This is a genomic window from Thiomonas sp. FB-Cd, assembly GCF_000733775.1.
Taxonomy (GTDB): Bacteria; Pseudomonadota; Gammaproteobacteria; order Burkholderiales; family Burkholderiaceae_C; genus Thiomonas_A.
Genome location: NZ_JPOE01000005.1, coordinates 1,297,118 through 1,315,021 on the forward strand (window position 1 = coordinate 1,297,118; position 17,904 = coordinate 1,315,021).

At 63.6% G+C, this 17,904-nt stretch carries 19 protein-coding genes; 4 read left to right on the top strand and 15 right to left on the bottom strand.

Annotated features, from left to right (window positions below; all coding sequences use genetic code 11):
- Positions 1 to 30 precede the first annotated feature (30 nt).
- The gene (gene leuS / locus CD04_RS0119765) at positions 31 to 2,661 is read right to left on the bottom strand and encodes a leucine--tRNA ligase (RefSeq protein ID WP_031409938.1); all 2,631 of its coding nucleotides are present in this window, start codon (positions 2,659 to 2,661) and stop codon (positions 31 to 33) included.
- A 552-nt stretch (positions 2,662 to 3,213) separates the two neighbouring features.
- On the opposite strand from leuS, the gene CD04_RS0119770 reads away from it, so the two are divergent.
- Positions 3,214 to 4,473, top strand: coding sequence for an RNA-guided endonuclease TnpB family protein (locus CD04_RS0119770; RefSeq protein ID WP_031409940.1), 1,260 nt, complete (start codon positions 3,214 to 3,216; stop codon positions 4,471 to 4,473).
- 23 nt (positions 4,474 to 4,496) lie between these two features.
- Positions 4,497 to 4,856: a cytochrome c gene (locus CD04_RS0119775; RefSeq protein WP_051849466.1), complete on the top strand. Its 360-nt coding sequence runs from the start codon at positions 4,497 to 4,499 to the stop codon at positions 4,854 to 4,856.
- A 37-nt stretch (positions 4,857 to 4,893) separates the two neighbouring features.
- Here CD04_RS0119775 and CD04_RS0119780 read toward each other — a convergent pair whose 3' ends face one another.
- Genes CD04_RS0119780 through CD04_RS0119795 form a run of 4 tightly spaced genes read right to left on the bottom strand, consistent with a single transcriptional unit; the run spans position 4,894 to position 7,561 of the window.
- Complete coding sequence (locus CD04_RS0119780; RefSeq protein ID WP_031409945.1) at positions 4,894 to 5,331, bottom strand: biopolymer transporter ExbD; 438 nt, start codon at positions 5,329 to 5,331, stop codon at positions 4,894 to 4,896.
- Positions 5,328 to 6,014, bottom strand: coding sequence for a MotA/TolQ/ExbB proton channel family protein (locus CD04_RS0119785; protein WP_197033174.1), 687 nt, complete (start codon positions 6,012 to 6,014; stop codon positions 5,328 to 5,330). The genes CD04_RS0119780 and CD04_RS0119785 overlap by 4 nt, the downstream gene beginning before the upstream one ends.
- Before the next feature lie 13 nt (positions 6,015 to 6,027).
- The gene (gene dapB, locus CD04_RS0119790; protein ID WP_369792871.1) at positions 6,028 to 6,852 is read right to left on the bottom strand and encodes a 4-hydroxy-tetrahydrodipicolinate reductase; all 825 of its coding nucleotides are present in this window, start codon (positions 6,850 to 6,852) and stop codon (positions 6,028 to 6,030) included.
- A gap of 31 nt (positions 6,853 to 6,883) precedes the next feature.
- Complete coding sequence (locus CD04_RS0119795; RefSeq protein ID WP_081858101.1) at positions 6,884 to 7,561, bottom strand: outer membrane protein assembly factor BamE; 678 nt, start codon at positions 7,559 to 7,561, stop codon at positions 6,884 to 6,886.
- 70 nt (positions 7,562 to 7,631) lie between these two features.
- Between CD04_RS0119795 and fur the strand changes: the two genes are divergently transcribed.
- Positions 7,632 to 8,093: a ferric iron uptake transcriptional regulator gene (gene fur / locus CD04_RS0119800; RefSeq protein ID WP_031409954.1), complete on the top strand. Its 462-nt coding sequence runs from the start codon at positions 7,632 to 7,634 to the stop codon at positions 8,091 to 8,093.
- 54 nt (positions 8,094 to 8,147) lie between these two features.
- Here the strand turns inward: fur and hprK are convergent, their stop codons facing one another.
- The 3 genes from hprK to hpf form a co-directional block, all read right to left on the bottom strand.
- The gene (gene hprK / locus CD04_RS0119805; protein ID WP_031409956.1) at positions 8,148 to 9,101 is read right to left on the bottom strand and encodes an HPr(Ser) kinase/phosphatase; all 954 of its coding nucleotides are present in this window, start codon (positions 9,099 to 9,101) and stop codon (positions 8,148 to 8,150) included.
- Positions 9,102 to 9,137: 36 nt separating this feature from the next.
- Positions 9,138 to 9,608, bottom strand: a complete 471-nt coding sequence (locus CD04_RS0119810; protein WP_031409958.1) for a PTS sugar transporter subunit IIA — start codon at positions 9,606 to 9,608, stop codon at positions 9,138 to 9,140.
- A 152-nt stretch (positions 9,609 to 9,760) separates the two neighbouring features.
- Positions 9,761 to 10,099: a ribosome hibernation-promoting factor, HPF/YfiA family gene (hpf, locus tag CD04_RS0119815; protein ID WP_031409960.1), complete on the bottom strand. Its 339-nt coding sequence runs from the start codon at positions 10,097 to 10,099 to the stop codon at positions 9,761 to 9,763.
- A gap of 847 nt (positions 10,100 to 10,946) precedes the next feature.
- Between hpf and corA the strand changes: the two genes are divergently transcribed.
- A complete protein-coding gene (gene corA, locus CD04_RS0119825; protein WP_031409964.1) occupies positions 10,947 to 11,909 on the top strand; it encodes a magnesium/cobalt transporter CorA in 963 nt (320 codons plus the stop codon).
- A 19-nt stretch (positions 11,910 to 11,928) separates the two neighbouring features.
- Here the strand turns inward: corA and CD04_RS0119830 are convergent, their stop codons facing one another.
- The 7 genes from CD04_RS0119830 to CD04_RS0119860 are packed head-to-tail and all read right to left on the bottom strand — an operon-like array spanning position 11,929 to position 17,842.
- A complete protein-coding gene (locus CD04_RS0119830) occupies positions 11,929 to 12,387 on the bottom strand; it encodes a nuclear transport factor 2 family protein (RefSeq protein WP_038168596.1) in 459 nt (152 codons plus the stop codon).
- 4 nt (positions 12,388 to 12,391) lie between these two features.
- Positions 12,392 to 13,153 carry an SDR family NAD(P)-dependent oxidoreductase gene (locus tag CD04_RS0119835; RefSeq protein ID WP_031409967.1) on the bottom strand — a complete coding sequence of 254 codons (762 nt, stop codon included), beginning with the start codon at positions 13,151 to 13,153 and terminating at the stop codon, positions 12,392 to 12,394.
- A gap of 34 nt (positions 13,154 to 13,187) precedes the next feature.
- Positions 13,188 to 13,745 (bottom strand): DUF3833 domain-containing protein, encoded by a 558-nt coding sequence (locus CD04_RS0119840; RefSeq protein WP_031409970.1) that lies wholly within the window; start codon positions 13,743 to 13,745, stop codon positions 13,188 to 13,190.
- The gene (locus tag CD04_RS0119845; RefSeq protein ID WP_051849467.1) at positions 13,742 to 15,112 is read right to left on the bottom strand and encodes an MFS transporter; all 1,371 of its coding nucleotides are present in this window, start codon (positions 15,110 to 15,112) and stop codon (positions 13,742 to 13,744) included. The genes CD04_RS0119840 and CD04_RS0119845 overlap by 4 nt, the downstream gene beginning before the upstream one ends.
- Complete coding sequence (locus CD04_RS0119850; protein ID WP_051849533.1) at positions 15,109 to 15,726, bottom strand: chalcone isomerase family protein; 618 nt, start codon at positions 15,724 to 15,726, stop codon at positions 15,109 to 15,111. Before CD04_RS0119850 ends, CD04_RS0119845 begins: the two co-directional genes overlap by 4 nt.
- 50 nt (positions 15,727 to 15,776) lie before the next feature.
- Positions 15,777 to 17,048, bottom strand: coding sequence for a cyclopropane-fatty-acyl-phospholipid synthase family protein (locus CD04_RS0119855; protein WP_031409976.1), 1,272 nt, complete (start codon positions 17,046 to 17,048; stop codon positions 15,777 to 15,779).
- Positions 17,045 to 17,842, bottom strand: coding sequence for a DUF1365 domain-containing protein (locus CD04_RS0119860; RefSeq protein WP_031409978.1), 798 nt, complete (start codon positions 17,840 to 17,842; stop codon positions 17,045 to 17,047). The genes CD04_RS0119855 and CD04_RS0119860 overlap by 4 nt, the downstream gene beginning before the upstream one ends.
- Between the last annotated feature and the right edge of the window lie 62 nt (positions 17,843 to 17,904).

Sequence of the window (17,904 nt, forward strand, 5' to 3'; positions counted from 1 at the left end):
CCTTTGTTGCTGCGCAGGGTCGGAGAGCCTTCAAACGACGACATTGACCAGTCGACCCGGCACGACGACAACTTTCTTCGCCGCCCGGCCTTCGGCGTGGCGTGCGAATTCGGGGCTGCCCAGCGCAGCCGCTTCAATGGCCGATGCGTCGGCCCCCGCGGGTACATGGATGGCACCGCGAAGTTTGCCGTTGATCTGCAGCACGAGCTCAATTTCGTCCTGCACCAGAGCCGCTTCGTCGACCCGAGGCCAGGGCGCATCGAGCAGATCACCGTGCTGTGCCTCAAAGCCGAGTTCCCGCCAAAGCACATGAGCGATGTGTGGCGTCGCCGGGTAGAGCACGCGCAAAAGAATGCCGTAGCCTTCGCGCAGCTCGCCGCGGATGCCGGGCTGCTCGCTGTGGGCCGCCTCCAGGGCGTTGAGCAGCTTCATCGAACCCGACACGACGGTGTTGTATTGCATGCGGGCATAGTCGAAATTGACCTGCTGCAGCGTCTGGTGAACCTCGCGGCGCAGCCTGCGCGCAGCGTCTTGCGGCTCTGGAGCGTCGGTGCAATGGCCGTGAAGCTTGGCGCCGAAAGCCCAAATCCGGCGCAGGAACCGATGCGCGCCTTCGACTGCGGCATCGTTCCACTCGAGCGTGGCTTCCGGGGGGGCGGCGAACATGGTGAACAGCCTGGCAGTGTCGGCGCCGAAGCGGTCAATCAGATCCTGCGGGTCCACCCCGTTGTTCTTGCTCTTGCTCATTGTGCCCACGCCGGCGTAATCCACCACCGAGCCATCATGCTTGAGCCTCGCCCCCACGATGTGCCCTTGCGCGTCGAGAACGTTCTCCACCTCGTGTGGCCAGAAATATTCAACGCCGCCCTGCGCGGTCTTGCGCGAATAGATGTGGTTGAGCACCATGCCCTGGGTGAGCAAGCGCCTGAACGGCTCGTCCACCTTCACCATGTCCAGGTCGCGCATAACTTTGGTCCAGAATCGCGCATAGAGTAGGTGCAAAATGGCATGCTCAATCCCCCCGATGTACTGGTCCATTGGCATCCAGTAATCGGTGCGCTGATCGACCATCGCGTCGTGATTGTCGGCGCAGGTGTAGCGCATGAAATACCACGATGAATCGACGAAAGTGTCCATCGTGTCAGTCTCGCGTTGGGCTGGCTGGCCGCAACGGGGACAAGGGGTGTGGACGAATGCCTCGCATTTCGCCAGTGGATTGCCGCTGCCGTCCGGAATCAGGTCTTCGGGCAACACAACGGGCAAGTCATGTTCGGGCACAGGCACGACGCCACAGGTCCTGCAATGAATGATCGGAATGGGCGTGCCCCAGTAGCGCTGACGCGAAATGCCCCAGTCGCGCAGCCGCCATGTCGTCTTCTTTTCGCCCAGACCTTTGGCGGCAAGCAATTCGGCCACCTTGTTTACGGCAGCCTTGTAGGGCAGTCCATCAAGCATGTCCGAGTGCACGCAAACACCGCGCTGCTTGTCGGCATACCACTCCGCCCACGACTCCAGCGAGAACGTCTCGCCTTCCACGTCCACCACTTGCTTGATGGGCAAGCCGTACTTCTTCGCGAAGGCGAAGTCGCGTTCGTCGTGCCCCGGCACGCCCATCACGGCACCGTCCCCATAGCTCATGAGGACATAGTTGCCGACCCAGACGGGCACCTGCGAACCCGTGAGCGGGTGCGTCACCGCCAGGCCGGTGGGCATGCCCTCCTTGGCTTTCAGGGCGAGCTCGGCTTCGGTCGAGCCGCCTTGTTGGCAGCGTGCAATAAAGGCGGCAAGTGCCGCGTTGCTCGAGGCCGCGTGCGCTGCCAATGGATGCTCCGGTGCAACGGCACAGAAGGTCACACCCATGATGGTGTCGGCGCGCGTGGTGAACACATACAAACGCCCCTGTTGGATCAGTTCGCCATGCGCATCGCATATCGTGTGCGGAAAGGCGAAGCGCACGCCTTCGCTCTTGCCGATCCAGTTTTCCTGCATCAGGCGCACCCGCTCGGGCCAGCCATCGAGGAAGTTGGGGTCCGTCGGGTCGGCCACGGCGGACAACAGCTCCTCGGCGTAGGCGGTGATCTTGAGGTAGTACCCGGGAATCTCCCGCTTTTCCACGACGGCACCCGAGCGCCATCCTCGCCCGTCGATGACCTGTTCATTCGCCAGGACGGTCTGGTCGACTGGATCCCAGTTCACAACTTGCGTGCGGCGCTCGGCGATACCCCTTTCCAGCATCTTGAGGAACAGCCACTGGTTCCATTTGTAGTACTCGGGCGAACACGTCGCCACCTCCCGACTCCAGTCGATGGCCAGTCCCATAGACTGCATCTGCTTCTTCATGTACGCGATGTTGGCGTAGGTCCACTTTGCGGGTGGCACCTTGTTTTTCATCGCTGCGTTCTCGGCTGGCAGCCCAAACGCATCCCAACCCATGGGCATGAGCACGTTGTGCCCGGTCATGCGAAGGTGTCGCACGAGCATGTCATTGATGGTGTAGTTGCGAACATGCCCCATGTGCAGCTTGCCCGAGGGATAGGGCAGCATGGAGCAGGCATAGGTCTTCGTGCCGGGCTTCGTTTCAGTCACCCGGTAGGCGTCAGTGGTTTGCCAGTGGGTTTGCGCGGCATTTTCCACCGCAGCAGCGTCGTACTTCTCGTTCATGGATGGGTCGGTTGGATCTGAGTTCGCCCGGTGGGCCCGATGATTGTGCATCGGAGGCGTCAAGCCAGCATGTTAGGGCCTGCCAAGCCGCTTTTCGCACAGTGGTGGCGAATGGGAGCCTGCATGGAGGCTTTGCAGGATCGCTGCCGCCACCGGGGCAGTCCTGGCGTGCCTGAGGCGCTGTGTCTCCATGCGGCAATATGCGCCCACGCGTGGCCGCGTCCCTGCAGCCAGGCCCAGTGCGGGAGCCGTATGGGCCCGCCTGTTGTGTCGCAGCAAAGGCCACGCACTCATGCCACAGCCCTTATCCTCATCATGGCAGTCGTGGACAAAGGGGTGCCTTTTGCCATAACGTTGCGACATCGTGTGTTCGCGAGGAGCCCGACCGTGAACACATGCCCGCGCATTCCCCTTCCTCGCCCGGCCTGACGCGCAGCATCACTTCGGCGAAGCCGACCGGGCAGGAAGGGGTCAAGCGGGCGGTTTTCGCTTGTTGTTCCGTTCGTTGCTGTATACAGTTACAGCACTCAACGTCGCAAAGTCACGTTCAAGCTGTACCCCAATGTCGTGCAGATGGCACGGTTGGAGGCTTGGACGCGCCTGCACTGCGAGCTACACAACGCGGCGCTGGAAGAACGCATCGACGCCTGGCGCAAGGCCAAGAGGTCGATCAGCTATTTCGATCAGCAAAGCGTCCTGCCGCAGATCAAGGCCGATCGGCCTGAGTTCAACGAACTCGGCAGTCACGCCTTGCAGCAGACGCTGCGCAAACTGGACCTTGCCTTTGCCGCATTTTTCCGCCGGGTCAAGGCCGGGCAGACGCCGGGCTTTCCGGGATTCAAATCCAGCAAGCGGTTCTCGGGCTTTGCCCATCCCGATCCCGCTGGATGGAAGCTCATGCAGCATGGTGGCAGTGGCGCAACCCTGCGCATCGGCAGTGGCGAGACCGCCATGTCCATCCGGGCGCGCGGACGGCACCGCTTCGGGGGTGAGGCCAAGCCCAACGACATCACCCTGACACGCCGCAACGGTCAGTGGTTTGTGTCGGTGACGCTGCGCGTGCCCGATGCGACCTGTGCGCGCCAGCGCACCGCCGACATGCGCCGTGGCGTGGATTTCGGGATCAACGACTGGGCCAGATTCGACCAGGGCCCGCTCATCGCGAACCCGCGCTGGGTGCGCGACGAACTGCCGCACCTTGCCGTGCTGCAGCGCCAGCGCGCCCGCAAACGCAAAGGTTCCCTTCGCCACCGGCGTCTGGGCCAGCGCGTTGCCAGACTGCACGACCGCATCGGCAACTTGTGCCGGGACTTCGTGCACAAGGAAACAACCACGATGGTGCAGCAATGCGCCGTTGTGGCGACGGAGCAACTGACTCCGAAGACCATGAGCCGCAGCGCACGCGGCAAGGGGGAAGCCCCGGGCTGGCGCGTGTGGCAGAAGGCCGGGCTCAACCGGGAGATTCTCTCGGCGGGGTTCGGCATGGCGCATCGGATGCTGGCGTACAAGGCGGAAGAAGCTGGTACGCGGCTGCATCTGAGCCATACGCGCCAGCTCAAACCGTCGCAGCGCTGCGCGGCGTGCTGGGAACTCGCTCCCAAGACGTTGGCGCAGCGTGTGCATGTGTGCCCGCACTGCGGGCACACGGCCCCGCGCGACCAGAACAGCGCAATGGTGGTTCTCATCGACGCGCACAACACGCAGGACACGCCTGGGACGGGCGTGGCGGCGAGACCCAAACCTCTGCCCCGGCAACGGGGCAAGTCCAGGTCTGTGACCCGCGAAACCCCCGCGACAACGCCATGCGTTTAGCGGCGGGAGAGTTCATTGAGGTAATGAGGTTGACAGCAGGCTGCTCGGTCGCTGTGATCGCAGCGGCGCTGGGCTTGGCTTTGACGCTGCCGCAGGCACGGGCGGCGGGCGAGATCGGCCAAGCGTCGAAAGTTCTTGTCGGCGCCAATGTGGCCCAGGGCGAAATGCACTATAACCAGCTCAAATGCGCGGCCCGCCATGCCGAACGCATGATGGGCTCGAGCACAGCGATGTTCACCCGCCCGGACCGCAAGGTGCGCAGCGCAGCGGAGCTGCTCGGATTCACGCAGATGTGTGTGAGCTGGCTCAACCACAGCCTGTTTCCTGATGAGGTGAGGGACATTGCCGCTTACCTCAACGAGGTTTATTACCACTTCAACTGAGCGGGGTCGCGTGCGCCGCGGCGGCGGCGTCGGCTCTTCATGGCGTTGCGCCTGACGCCGCATTCGCGGGGTGGGTCATGAGGCCGATGCGGGAGAGTCCTGCCTTTTGCGCTGCCGCCATCACATGCGCGACGCGCCCATAGGGAACCGCAGTGTCGGCCCGGATTTGCAGTTCCGTATCGCTGCTGGCCTTGGCTGCTTCCATGAAGCGAGCCGTAAGCTGGGCGAGCGTGACGGATTGCGCACCCAGAAAGATTTTCTGGTCTTTCTGAATGGACACCGAAAGACTCTTGGGTGTTTGGTGCGCCGGGGCGGTATCGATCTTGGGTAGATCAACCGCAATGCGCCCGCTCAAAAGCGGTGCGGTAATGATGAAGATCACAAGCAGTACAAGCATGACGTCGATCAGAGGTGTCATGTTGATATCGCTCATCGGGGTATCGTCGGCCCCGCGATCGAATCGGCCGAAACTCATGGCGGCGTGTTGCCGCGATCCGGATCGGTTGCACCCGTGAGCAGGTGCTGCAGGTCCAGAGCGTAGCCTTCCAGTTCGGCGTCAAGGGCGCGTGCACGCTTGCCCAGTGCGTTGTAGGCAAGCACAGCCGGTATGGCCACCGCCAAGCCAGCGGCCGTCATGATCAGGGTCTCGCCCACGGGGCCGGCCACCTTGTCGATGCTGACTTGCTGGGTGGCCGCGATCGTGGTGAGTGCATGGTAGATGCCCCAGACGGTGCCAAACAGGCCCACGAAGGGAGCTGTGCTGCCCACGCTGGCCAGCAGCACATGCCCTGCGTGTAGCTGGCGGCTGGCGGCATTCAAGGCGCTGCGAAGCTCGCGACGCACGCGGTCGGGGTAACTTTGCCAGCCAGTCCCATCGGAGCTTGTTGGGAGCCGCCCGGCCACGTCGGCCAGCCGTGCTGCGAGGCCTTGTGGATCGGCAGCGAGCGCCGCGGCCGGGGCCTCGCGGCGCACCGGTGCCGCCCAGAATGCAGCTATGGCGCGCGGTACCCGGCGCGTGGCGGAAGTCAGCATGGCTGACTTCCACAAAATGACGAACCAGCTCGCCATGGACATCGCCAGGAGCAGTGCGGCGACGGTGTGAATCAGCGCATCGCCACCCGCCCAGAATGCTGCCAAACCGCCGATACTGCCATTCATCGTGCGCTGGGCCTCAGGATGTCAGACCGAGCACGGCTTGCATGTCATACAGGCCACTGCGCTTGCCGGCCAGAAAGCGCGCAGCGCGCAGGCTACCGGAGGCGTACGTGGCGCGGCTGCTCGACTTGTGGGTGATTTCGATGCGCTCCCCGCTGCCTGCGAAGAGAACCGTGTGGTCGCCCACGATGTCACCCCCGCGAATGACGGAAAAGCCGATGGAACCTGTCTGCCGCTCGCCGGTGTGACCGTGGCGAGCCCAAACTGCATCGCGCTCCAGATTGCGACCCGCTGCCTGCGCCACGACCTCGCCCATCTTGAGGGCCGTGCCCGATGGCGCGTCCACCTTGTGGCGGTGGTGCGCTTCGATAATCTCAATGTCATAGCCGTCAGCCAGAGCCCGGCCGGCCTGCTCAAGCAGCTTGAGTACGACATTCACGCCGATGCTCATATTGGGAGCCATGACGATCGGAATCTGTTCCGACGCGGCACGGATGCGCTGAAGCCCCGGCGCGTCGAATCCGGTGGTGCCGATGACCATGGCCACGCCGTGGCGCAGGCACATATCCAGGTGATTGAGCGTGCCCTCGGGGCGGGTGAAGTCGATAAGGCACTGGGCGTCTTGCAAGCCTGCGTCGAGGTCGCTGGTCACGGTCACGCCAGTGGCAAACCCCAGAGGGGAGCCCGCGTCCTGCCCGATAGTCGGGGATTCGGCGTGGTCGAATGCCGCCGCAAGTCGGCAGTCGCTTGTGGCAGCGATTGCTTCGATCAGCATGCGGCCCATGCGGCCGCTGCTACCCGCGACGGCGATTCGCAGGGGGGGCGTCGCGACGTCGTGCATCATGCGAGTTCGGCGCAGTGGGTCCGGTGGCTCATGCATCAGGGTGTGGCCGTGCTGGCGGGGCCGCCGGCGCCGAGGCGGCGCCGGCGGCCCCCGCCGGTGTGGCCAGCGCCTCAAGCTTGCTGATTTCCGACGGCGGAGCCACCATGATTAACGGACCCTCGGGTGCGGAAGCCATCGCTTCAGGCTTGCGCTCGTTCAACTTCTTTTGCGCGGCAGCGATCTCGGCCTGAAGTTGTGCATCCGTCATGACCTTGGGTTTGCTGCCACTTTCACGCAGCACGCTGATCTGGGCAACAAATTGGTTTTCAGAGGGCAGCGGATCGCCTTCGGTGCGGATCATTTTGCCATCCTTGTCAAAGAACACGGTGAAGCGCCGCACGATGGGCGCGTGGTACCCCTGGCGCAGGCTGAACACGTATTCCCAGCGGTTGGCGTGGAAGATATCCTGCAGCAGCGGTGTCCCGAGGATGTCACGCACCTGTTCCTTGCTCATCCCGGGCTTGAGTTCGTCGGCCATTTCCTTCGACACGAAATTGCCTTGGATCACGTCAATCCGATAGGGCTTTAGAGCATTGGTGAGGTCGCGTTGTTGGGTGAGGTTGCTACATGCGCCCAGGGCGAGGGCGCATGGCAGCGCCACGACCAGCAGCCACGCGTGCAAGGAGGGCGTTGCGCGGCGAGCGGAACAGGTACGCAGGACTTGCATCAAGGGTTTGGCGGGGGATTCCCGTCGAGTGGGTGAACTATGATGTTCATTCTAAACATCCATCATCGCCATGCCGGTTTCCAACGCTCAGGGTTTGCGCAGCACAGGGTTGAAGGTCACGCAGCCGCGCCTGAAAATTCTGGAAATTTTCCAGAAGAGCGCCATGCGCCACATGACGGCTGAAGATGTCTACCGTGAGTTGCTCAATGACAATTCGCGCGACGTTGGCTTGGCCACCGTGTACCGCGTGCTGACCCAGTTTGAGCAGGCGGGCATCCTGTCGCGCACGCATTTTGAGTCGGGCAAGGCCATTTTCGAGATCAATGAAGGAAAGCACCACGACCACCTGCTGTGCCTGGACTGCGGCCGCGTGGAAGAATTCGTGGATCCCGAAATCGAGCGCCGTCAGAAGAAGATCGCGGCCGAGCATGGTTTCGCATTGCAGGAGCACTCACTGGCGCTGTACGCGACGTGCACGCGCGAGGGCTGCCCCCACCGTCCGGCCCAGCCCAGTGCGTTCGAGGGGACCTAAGACAGGGAAGGCCATCCAACATTGGCCTGAGCGGCACCCGTCTCGGACCGGGCTTCAGTCGTCGCCCTCAAGCATGGCAAGGCGCTGCCGGTCCTGGAATTCCTTGAAGGTATCAATGCCGCGCAACTGCAGGATCGTATTGCGCACAGCCGCCTCCACCAGCACGGCCAGATTGCGCCCAGCCTCCACGGGAATGAGTACCTTGCGAATGGCCACACCGAGCACGTCCTGTCGCACGTTCCCCGTGGGCAGGCGCTCGAAGTCCTGATCCTGGGTGTCGCGTCGCACCAGATGCACGATCAGCCGCAGGCGCAGTTTGCGGCGCACCGCAGTTTCGCCGAAGATGGTTTTGATGTCGAGAATGCCGATGCCGCGCACCTCGAGCAGATTTTGAAGCAGTGGCGGGCAATGTCCCTCAATGGTGATTTGTGACGTGCGCATGAACTCCACGCAGTCGTCGGCCACCAAACCATGACCGCGCGAGATGAGTTCCAGCCCCAGTTCGCTCTTGCCAAGTCCCGACTCGCCGGTGATGAGCACGCCCAAGCCCAGGATGTCCATGAACACACCGTGAAGCGTGGTGCGGTTGGCAAAAAGCTTGGACAGGTAGGCGCGCAGCACGTCGATGACGAAGGCGGCAGGCTCCTCCGTGATGAACAGCGGAATGGCCGCATCGTCCGCGGCCTTCACGAGAGCTTCGGGTGGGACCTGGTTGTCTGCGATGACCAGCGCGGGCGGTTCCAGTCCGACCACGCGGCGCACGCGGCGACTGCTGTCGGCTTCCTCGGCGTGCACGAGATAGTGCACCTCGCGCCAGCCGAGGATCTGCACCCGGTACGGGTGGATGTAATTCAGGTAGCCCACGAGATCGGCGCCGGAGCTCGCGCCTTCCACGGCGGCGTCGTCAAACCGGCGTTCAGGGTTACTCTGGCCGGCCAGCCACTTCCATTTGAGCAGGGCGGTGTTAGCCTCGAAAAGGCTGTCGGCGGAGAGGGTGGCGGCTTTCAAGGCGTGGAGCGCGATCCCGAGCGGGGCCTGACCTCGTCAAGCCGCATGTTGGAGGGTGGCCCACTCATGTACCAAGCGGTGCATGGTTGGCGCGTCGGGCGCATCCAACAAGCGCTGGCGAAAACCATCGTCCGAAAGCATCTCAGCGATGGTTGAGAGGATTTCCAGGTGCTTGCCCGACGCAGCCTCGGGAACAAGCAGGAACACCAACAGCTGCACGGGCTGGTTGTCGGGCGCCTCAAACGGTACCGGAGTCGCCAAGCGCACGAGGGCGGCGCTGGGGTGCTTCAGACCTTTGATGCGGCCGTGCGGAATGGCCACACCCTGACCGAGTCCGGTGGAGCCAAGTCGTTCGCGCGCAAACAAGTTGTCGGTGACGACGGCGCGCGCCAGCCCCAGTTGGTTTTCAAAAAGCAGACCCGCAAACTCGAACGCGCGCTTTTTACTGCTGGCCTCCACGTTGAGCTGAACATGCGCAAGCGGCAGAATCTGGGCCAATTGATTCATGGCATGGTATGGGGTGAGGAAAATTCGCGAGTGTATCGGCTTGCGCTGACAACGGGGCAAGCGTCACAGCGCTTGCGTCGTCGCCAGCTCCAAGACTGACGGCATGCTACGCCCAACCGGCTTTGCGTGATCGGACGCAGCGATGCGCTGTTTCAAGAGGCAAGATCGAGATGCTTGCCCGGCACAGCTTGGTGGGAGCGCGTGCGATTCTTGTGCTCCACGACTTGGCGGTCGAGCTTGTCGACCAGTTCATCAATGGCGGCGTAAAGGTCCTGGTCTTGGCATTCCGCAAAGATGTTCTTGCCCTTTAATTGAAGATTGCATTCGGCCTTTTGGCGGCGCTCCTTTTCCTTTTGTTTCTCCACAGAGAGAAGCACGTTGACGCTTATCAGCTGATCGAAATGGCGCGCCACCCGGTGCAGCTTGGACTCGACATAGCTGCGCAAGGCGGGGGTGACGTCCACATGGTGGCCGCTGATGGTCAGGTTCATAAATCCCTCCTGGTACACGGTTAAGCAAAATGGTTGAAGGAAAACACGGGCCAAGGCGCGTGGCGTCTGCAAGTTTCTTGCGTTTCGCGGCAACGCAACCATGGCGATTGCAGTGTGCGCCCGCCGTTGGCCAAAATCAAGGCTAGCGCATCATCGGGCCGCCCTGCCTTCTCATGCATGAGCCGGTAGTGTCCGTAAAATAGTCTTTCCTCGCTCATCGTGGCTAGTTCCTCTTCTTACAGCCATCTTTTGCAAAGTTGTCAAACGTCTATTTCCGGTTGCGTGACGTCTGTCGAGGCGATTTGCGTGGGCAAATCGTGGCTCGCATGCGCCCCCGACGCGGCGTTGCGTCGTGAGCGAGCCACCGATGGCCGGCCCGGCAATCGGACCGGACGCGGGCATTTGCACCCAGCTCAAGCGGCGAAGCAGTAAGCACGCCGGCAAGTGAAGGCCGCGTCGGCTCGCTGGCCACGGTTCATCAAGCCCCGAGGGTGCGCGCTCGTCAACCAGGCTCGCCATCCCGAACCAGGCATTGGATGCATCGTGAATGTTCTCGCGACGCGGCGTCACCGGGAAGTGCGCGGTGATTTTGCCCAAGCCGCCGGGCACGCCCGCAGCCCAATATGGTGACGCGGGCCCCGAGGCTCCTGTACCTCGACAAGGTGGTGATGCCGTGCGTGCCAGGCGCCCGCCGCCTTCCCCCGCGCCCGGCTTTGGGTCAGGGGTGTGGGAGCGCGAAGCGCCGCGACCCAGGGCGAAGCCCGTGCTCCTCATCCGTGCCACAATTTGCCCGCCAGGAAAGGTTGCCCGCTACCGGTTGACCTGCCGCTGCAATATGCTTGTCACCATGCTCAACGTGTTCAATCTGCAAGGTGGCCGTCTGGTCCAGCATGAAATCGACAACGCCAACAGCCTGGCGGAGCTTGATCCCGTGTGGGTCGATCTGGATGAGCCTGAAAGTTGGGAGCTGGCTTGGGTCGAGGAGCGTTTGGGTGTGACCGTGCCTGCCGACGCGCTGGGTGAGGATCTGGAGGAGTCCGCCCGGTTTTACGAGGAGGAGGACGGCGGCCTGCACTTGCGCACGGACTTTCTGGTGATGGACGACGCAGGCGCGCAGACCATGCGGGTCGCATTCATTTTGCATGGCAAACGGCTGATTTCGGTGCACCGGGCCGATTCCGCCGTCTTTCGGCTGCTACGCCTGCGAGCGCGCCGGATGCCCGGCCTGGTGGAGGATGGGCTGGATGCCCTGCTCGCCTTGTTGATGACCGATGCGGAATATTCCGCCGACGCCCTCGAGGGGGTCTACCTGGCGCTGGAAAATATCAGCCAGACGATCGTGCACCCGGGTGCGACCGATGCCAATGCAGCCGAAGCGCTGGCCGGCATCGCGCTGCAGGAGGACCTCAACGGCCGTATCCGCCGCAACGTCATGGATACGCGCCGCGCCGTGAGCTTTCTCATGCGATCGCGGCGCCTGAGCGCGGAGCAGATTCGTGAAGCCAGCCAGATCACGCGCGACATTGACTCCCTTGATGGCCACACCGCTTTTCTTTTCGACAAGATCAACTTCCTGATGAGTGCAACGGTGGGCTTCATCAACATCAACCAGAACAAGATCATCAAGTTGTTCTCGGTGGCCTCCGTCGCGCTGCTGCCGCCCACGCTCATCGCCAGCATTTACGGCATGAATTTCAAGTTCATGCCGGAACTGGACTGGGGCATGGGCTATCCCTTTGCTCTGGGCTTGATGGCGGCTTCGGTCGCGGTGCCCTTCTATGTCTTCCGCCGCAAGGGGTGGCTGAAATAGCGGGCGCATCCGCCCAGTGTCAGATCGCGCGCAAATGGCTCTTGATCGCGCGTAAAAGGGCACCAAGCAGGGGGAGGTGCTCATACAGCTCCTCGGCCGCGTCCCAGTAGTCGCGGTGCAGCGCCACCAGGCCCTGCGCGTTGAACTCCAGGCGACTTGCACCGTGAATCGTCCAGTTGCGCCCGCTTCGCCCCTTGCTGCGAAAGTGAAAGTCCCAGGTGACGTAACCCTGGGTCGCATCGCCCAGCGCGTGCAACACGACGAAACGCGGCTGCTCAGTTGTGGCGAACATGTGCGCAAAAATGCGCCGGACCGCGTCCAGCCCTTGCACCGCGTTGAACGGGTCTTTGAAGCGCGCGTCAGCGGCGTAGATCTGGCCGATTTCGGTGAGTGTCAGCGGTGTGAGGCTTTCGAAATACGCTTGAAAGCGAGCCAGCGGCGTGGCGTTGCTGGAAGCAGAACCTTGCGATGCGAGCATCGACTCACAGCCCGGTAAAGCGGCTCACCGCTGCGAAATACAGCCGGTCGGGCAAAAGACGCAACAAGCGCAGCCAGAGAGTGAAACGCTTGGGAAAGTGAATGTCGAAGCGTCCCCGCTCCAGACCGTGCACGATGGCTGAAGCCGCTTGCGGCGATGTCAGCAGCCCAGGCATGGCGAAGCTGTTTTGCGCCGTGAGCGGGGTTTCGACGAAGCCGGGGTTGATGACACTCACGGCAATGCCGGCCTCGCGCAAATCGGTGTGCAGCACCTCGGCGAGATTGATGAGTGCGGCCTTGGTGGGCCCATAGGCCAGCGCCTGCGGCAAACCGCGCCAGCCAGCCACGCTGCTGACCAGCGCAACATGGCCGCTGCCTTGCGCCTGCAGCACAGGCAGCACCGCTGCCAGCGTGTGCAAGGCGCCACGGTAGTTGATGTCGTCGTGCGCCAGCGCCGAGGCCAGATCGAAGGCCGTAGCGCGCTGCGGCACGTAGGTGCCGGCGCAATACACCAGCAGGTCCAACCCGCCAAACTCCGCTTGTATCTGCTGCATCGCGATGTGCAATGCGGCGGCGTCGCGCACGTCCAGCGGCAGCGCCAGGGCGCCGGGGATGGCAGCGAGCTTGTCCGCACTGCGTGCCGATACCGCCACACGCGCACCGCGCGCGAGCAAGTCATGGGCAAGTGCGGCGCCAATGCCGCTGGAGGCGCCGACGATCCAAACCCGCTGCGCTGGCCAGTTGGTGATGGGAGGATTCAGCGCCATGGAGCGAAAATGATGGTGGCGTAAACGACGAGCATCAGGGCTTGTGAAAGGCGATGAAGATGCTGGCCACGCGGAACCCGAACTTGGTCATCACCGTGTGGTTGAGCAGGATATGGTCGCTCATCTGGTACATCCAGTCGTCCATCTGCACGTTGTAGACCGTGCCATCCACCGGCAGCGCCAGGGTGTAGTGCCAGTTGAAGGCATTGCCCTCGGCGTAGCCATGAGCGGTGCCGACGACGTCGCCGGCGGTCCCCGCATAGCGCCGCTCGCCGTCTTTGCCGGGCAGGCGCGTGAGCTTCCAGATGCGTTCCTGCTTGGTCCCGTCGGCGTAGACGAAGTGTTCGACCAGGGTGCCGTCGTTCCCCTTCCAGGTGCCGGTGATGTCGACATGGAATCGCTTGATCACCTTGCCCGAGCGGTTGAACACCACCCCGTCGGCGGTCAACGGTCCCTTGAAATAGTTCTCCAGCTCCAGCGTCGGTTTTTCACCGCGATAGTCCATCGGCGTGACGCTGGCGCAACCGCCCAGCAGTCCGGCAAACAGCAGGGCGATGCCGCCCAGTCTCAGATGCACCCAGAATGCGTTCATGGCGAGGTTCTCGGTTGTTGTTGACAAAAATCGGGGTTGCGCGCCAGCCGCATCCAGCCGAACCAAAGCAGGGCGCCCGACAGCAACTTGAGTCCGCAAGGCAACAGGCAATACGCCATCACCAGTGGTGGCAGGGTGCCTGTTGCCGGGGTGCCCGGGGTATAGCCCAGATCGGCCAGCAGCGGCAGGGCGATGCCTGCGGCCAGCGCCAGGGTCAGCTTCGTGGCCATGCCCCAGATGCCGAAGTAAGCGCCCTCCAGCCGGCCACCGTGGCCCAGGCTGCGGATCAACCCAGCGAGCAGCGCCGGCGGCAGCACCAGGTCGGACCCAAGCGCCAGCCCGGAGGCGGCGCACACGGCGGCATAGGCCCAGCGGTCACCGGGCCGCAGCAGGGCCGCCCAAAGAAAAACGGCCACGGTCAGCGCCATGCCCAGCAGCCAACTCGCTGCCGCACCGTAACGCCGCACCGCACGCAACCAGAGTGGCACACAGGCGGCGCCGAAGGCGAAGTAGATGAACAAATAGAGCCCGGAGAGATCCGCCGCGTCGATGCGGTCGCGGATGAAAAACAGCACCAGCGTGGCCGGCACCGAGGCGGCCACGCCGCTGGCCAGGTACACCAGCAGCAGGCGGCGGAAGGCCACATGGTGCAATGGCTCCAGCGCCGCGCGCAGCCCGTGTAGCGTGTGCTGACCGAGGAAGTCGCGTGGCATGGGCGCGGCCTTCACCAGCCACAGCCCGAGCACCAGGCTGATGGCGAACACCAGGGTGAAGCCAGCGGCGCCGCCGAGTTGTGTCACGGTTGCGGCCACCAGAACGCCGGCCAGTCCCAGGGATTCGCGCCAGGCGAAAGTGCGGGCGCGCTCGGCTTCGTTATGCCCCAAGGCTGCGCCCCAAGCTTGATGCGTCACCCCCACGGCGCTGTAGCCGGCGTAGGTCAGTAGCAAAGCCAGGCCCATTACCGCAGCGAAAGCGCCAGGCTGTGGCGCGTAAGGCAAGACAGCGGGAAAGCCCAGCAGCAAAGCGAAGCCGAACACCAGCACCACACCGCTTGAGGCCATGAAACGCCAGCCGTGACCTGCGCCCATCATGTGATCGGCAAGCCTGCCGATAATGGGATCGAGCACGGCATCGGCCAGCCGCGCCAGCAACAGCATGGCGCCGAGAAAGCCGAGCGGAACGGCGTAGCGCGTCGCGAAATGTTCGGGTAGGAAAACGTACAGCGGCAGTGCGACGAAGCTCAGCGCAAACTGCGGTGCGCCATAGCGCGCGAGCTCGCCGGCGGCGTAGGGGACGGGAGCCGGGCTCGGCGGAGCGGAGGGTGAGGCAGCCAAGGCTTGTGCTTGGAGCGCCGATGCGGAGTTCATGGCGCCGCCTGGGCCAGCAGCGCTGTGCGCAAATCGGGCGCAAAGGTTTTAGCCGAAAGCCAGATGGAAAAAAACCCCAGCGCAAAGCGGTCGCCTGGCACGGTACCAACTGTCTTGCCGTTGAACAGAAACACCGTGCGCGCGCCCCCTGCGGCCTTGGGTTCGAACAGGCCGCACAGCACATCGCCATCGCTCACATTGGGGAAAATGGTGCGCAACTGCGCCAGCCAGCTCTCCTGCTGCGCAGCGCTGCCCACGCCCAGTCTGCGGATTTCTTCGATGGATTTGTCGGCAATGGCCGCGCCTTTCAATTCGCGCGCATAACGTAGCTCCAGCGCGAATGGCGCCGCGGTCAGGCGCGCAGTGTCAAGACCCTGTGGGCCGACCCAGAGTGCCGCGGTGTAGACCGTAAAGCCCCACCAGCGAAACACGCCGCTGCCGGCCAGGCGCACGTGGGCAATGGTGCGTGCAAGAAATCCAGGCGGTGCTCCTACTTCCGCCGCCGCATGCGCCAAGCCACGCGCAGCCCCCGCCACCCAGGCCATCGCGATGGCACCACGCCAGAAGCCGCGTCGGGAGAAGGTGGCGTAAGGCGCGTGGCCTGAATGCAGCATGGCAGGGTTGGTGTTGAGGTCGGATCGAGGCGTGGGTTTGGTGCGCCCGTTCAAGCGCCGCGGACATGCCGCAGCGTGAACTGCACCACGTCAATGGTTTGCTGCGCGAAACCAGCTTCGCAGTAGGCCAGGTAGAACTCCCACAGCAAGGTGAAGCGCTTGTCGAAACCTTGGCCGCGGACCGCGTCGAGCTGCGCCAGATAACGCTCGCGCCAGAGCGCCAGGGTGGTGGCGTAGTCCTGCCCAAAAGCCAGGGTATCGACGACTTCAAGACCGACCCGCCTGGCCTGCTCGGCAAAGGCAGCCTGGCTGGGCAACATGCCGCCAGGGAAGATGTATTGCTGAATGAAGTCGGTGCCGCGGCGGTACTGCGGAAAAATGGCTTCGGAAATGGTGATGGTCTGGATGCAGGCGCGGCCGCCGGGTTTGAGCTGGCTGGCAAGAGTCCTAAAGAAAATGGGCCAGTAGGTTTCGCCCACGGCCTCGAACATCTCGATGGAGGCAATGCCGTCATACCCACCGGTCGGGGCGATGGCGCCCACATCGCGGTAGTCGCGCAATTCCAGTCGCACCTGCTCGGCCAGGCCGGCGGCCTGCAAGCGGCGCTGCGCATGGCCGAGCTGCTCGGTCGATAGTGTGAGCCCGTCCACTCGCAGCCCGCTGCGCGCGGCGGCCTCGGCAAAGCTGCCCCAGCCGCAGCCGATTTCCAGCACACGGCTGCCTGCTGGCAGGCCAAGTTGGCGCAGCACGCGTTCGAGCTTGGCGTTTTGCGCGGCTTGCAGGCTTTGCCCGGGCGCGCTGAACAGCGCGCTGGAGTACGTCATGCCGGGGTCGAGCCAGAGTTCGTAGAAGGCGTTGCCGATGTCGTAATGTTTGTGGATGTTGTGGCGGCTGCCGCTGCGCGAATTGCGGTTGAACAGATGGCGAATGCGCGAAAACAAGGTGCCCCAAGCGCTGCCGTGCAGCGCGCGCTCGACCGCGCGGCGATTGGCCAGCAGCAGCTTGAGTAGACCGGGCAGATCCGACGTGCTCCACTGGCCTCGGAAAAACCCCTCGGCAAAGCCAATATCGCCTCGCCGCAGCACGGCGGCGAACATGGACCAATCATGCACATGCATGCAGGCGGGCGGCGCGCCGGCGTCGTGGCAGCCGAAGTGCAGGACGCGTCCATCGGGAAGGCGCACATCCAAGCGCCCCCGATCCACGCGCTTCAACAAGGCCACGACCGTGCGCGCGGCCAGCGGCATGCTGGCGCCTGGACGCGGCTGGGCAAGCGCCGGTCGGTCGGTCGTTGCGGAAGCCGTGGACAAACGTGTGTTCATCGCGTCACCTCGCTTCGAGGCCGAGCCGGCTTGGAAAAGAACGGCACGCGCTTGCGCCACAGCTTGAACGCGTGCCAGTGAATGCCAGCCATGACCCCCACCGTCATGAAGGGGTGAGCGATCAGGGCGGCGCGTGCGCTTGCCGCCGTAAGTGGGCGCAGCACTCCGCTGATGCTCGTCAACACAAGGGGCCCTTGGGCATCGTCGTGGTCGATGCGCGCCACCATGCGCTCAAGTTCGAGCTCGCCGTGGCCTTGCGGCGCGACGCGACCCCGGCGCAGGAAGCGGAATCGGTAGGTTCCTGCCACGGCGCAAAAGGGCGAGACGTGGAATACCTTGGAGGCACGCAGTTCCTGTCCCCAGGCCAGAGTTCCCCGCGCGCCGTCTTGCGATGCCGGCGTGAGCAGGTAGCAATGGCGTTCGCCAAAGGTGTTGTTGACCTCGGCAAGGATGGCGCACAGCGTACCGTCTGCCCTGTGGCAGTACCAAAAGCTCACTGGATTGAAGACGTAGCCAAGCACACGGGGGAATGTCTGCAACCAGATCTCACCGTCGGCATCCGTGATCCCGTGGTCATGCAGCAGGCTGAGCAGCCAGGCCTGGCAGTCAGGGCCACCGTCGCCATGGTCTCGGTCGTGAAAGCTGACAAGCCCGCGCCGGTTGCGCGGGATGCACAAAAGCTCTGGCTCGGCGGCCAGGGTGCGCATGGGCAACATCAGAAAGAACACGCGATGGGTGAAACGATGGAGCGCGGGACGCAGGCGCTGGTGGTGGACCACGCCGTGCGCGATCATTGGAACCGCGGAGGCGCTCGCAGTGTCTGCTGGGGTCGCACGCACGTGCGACGCCAGCCTCG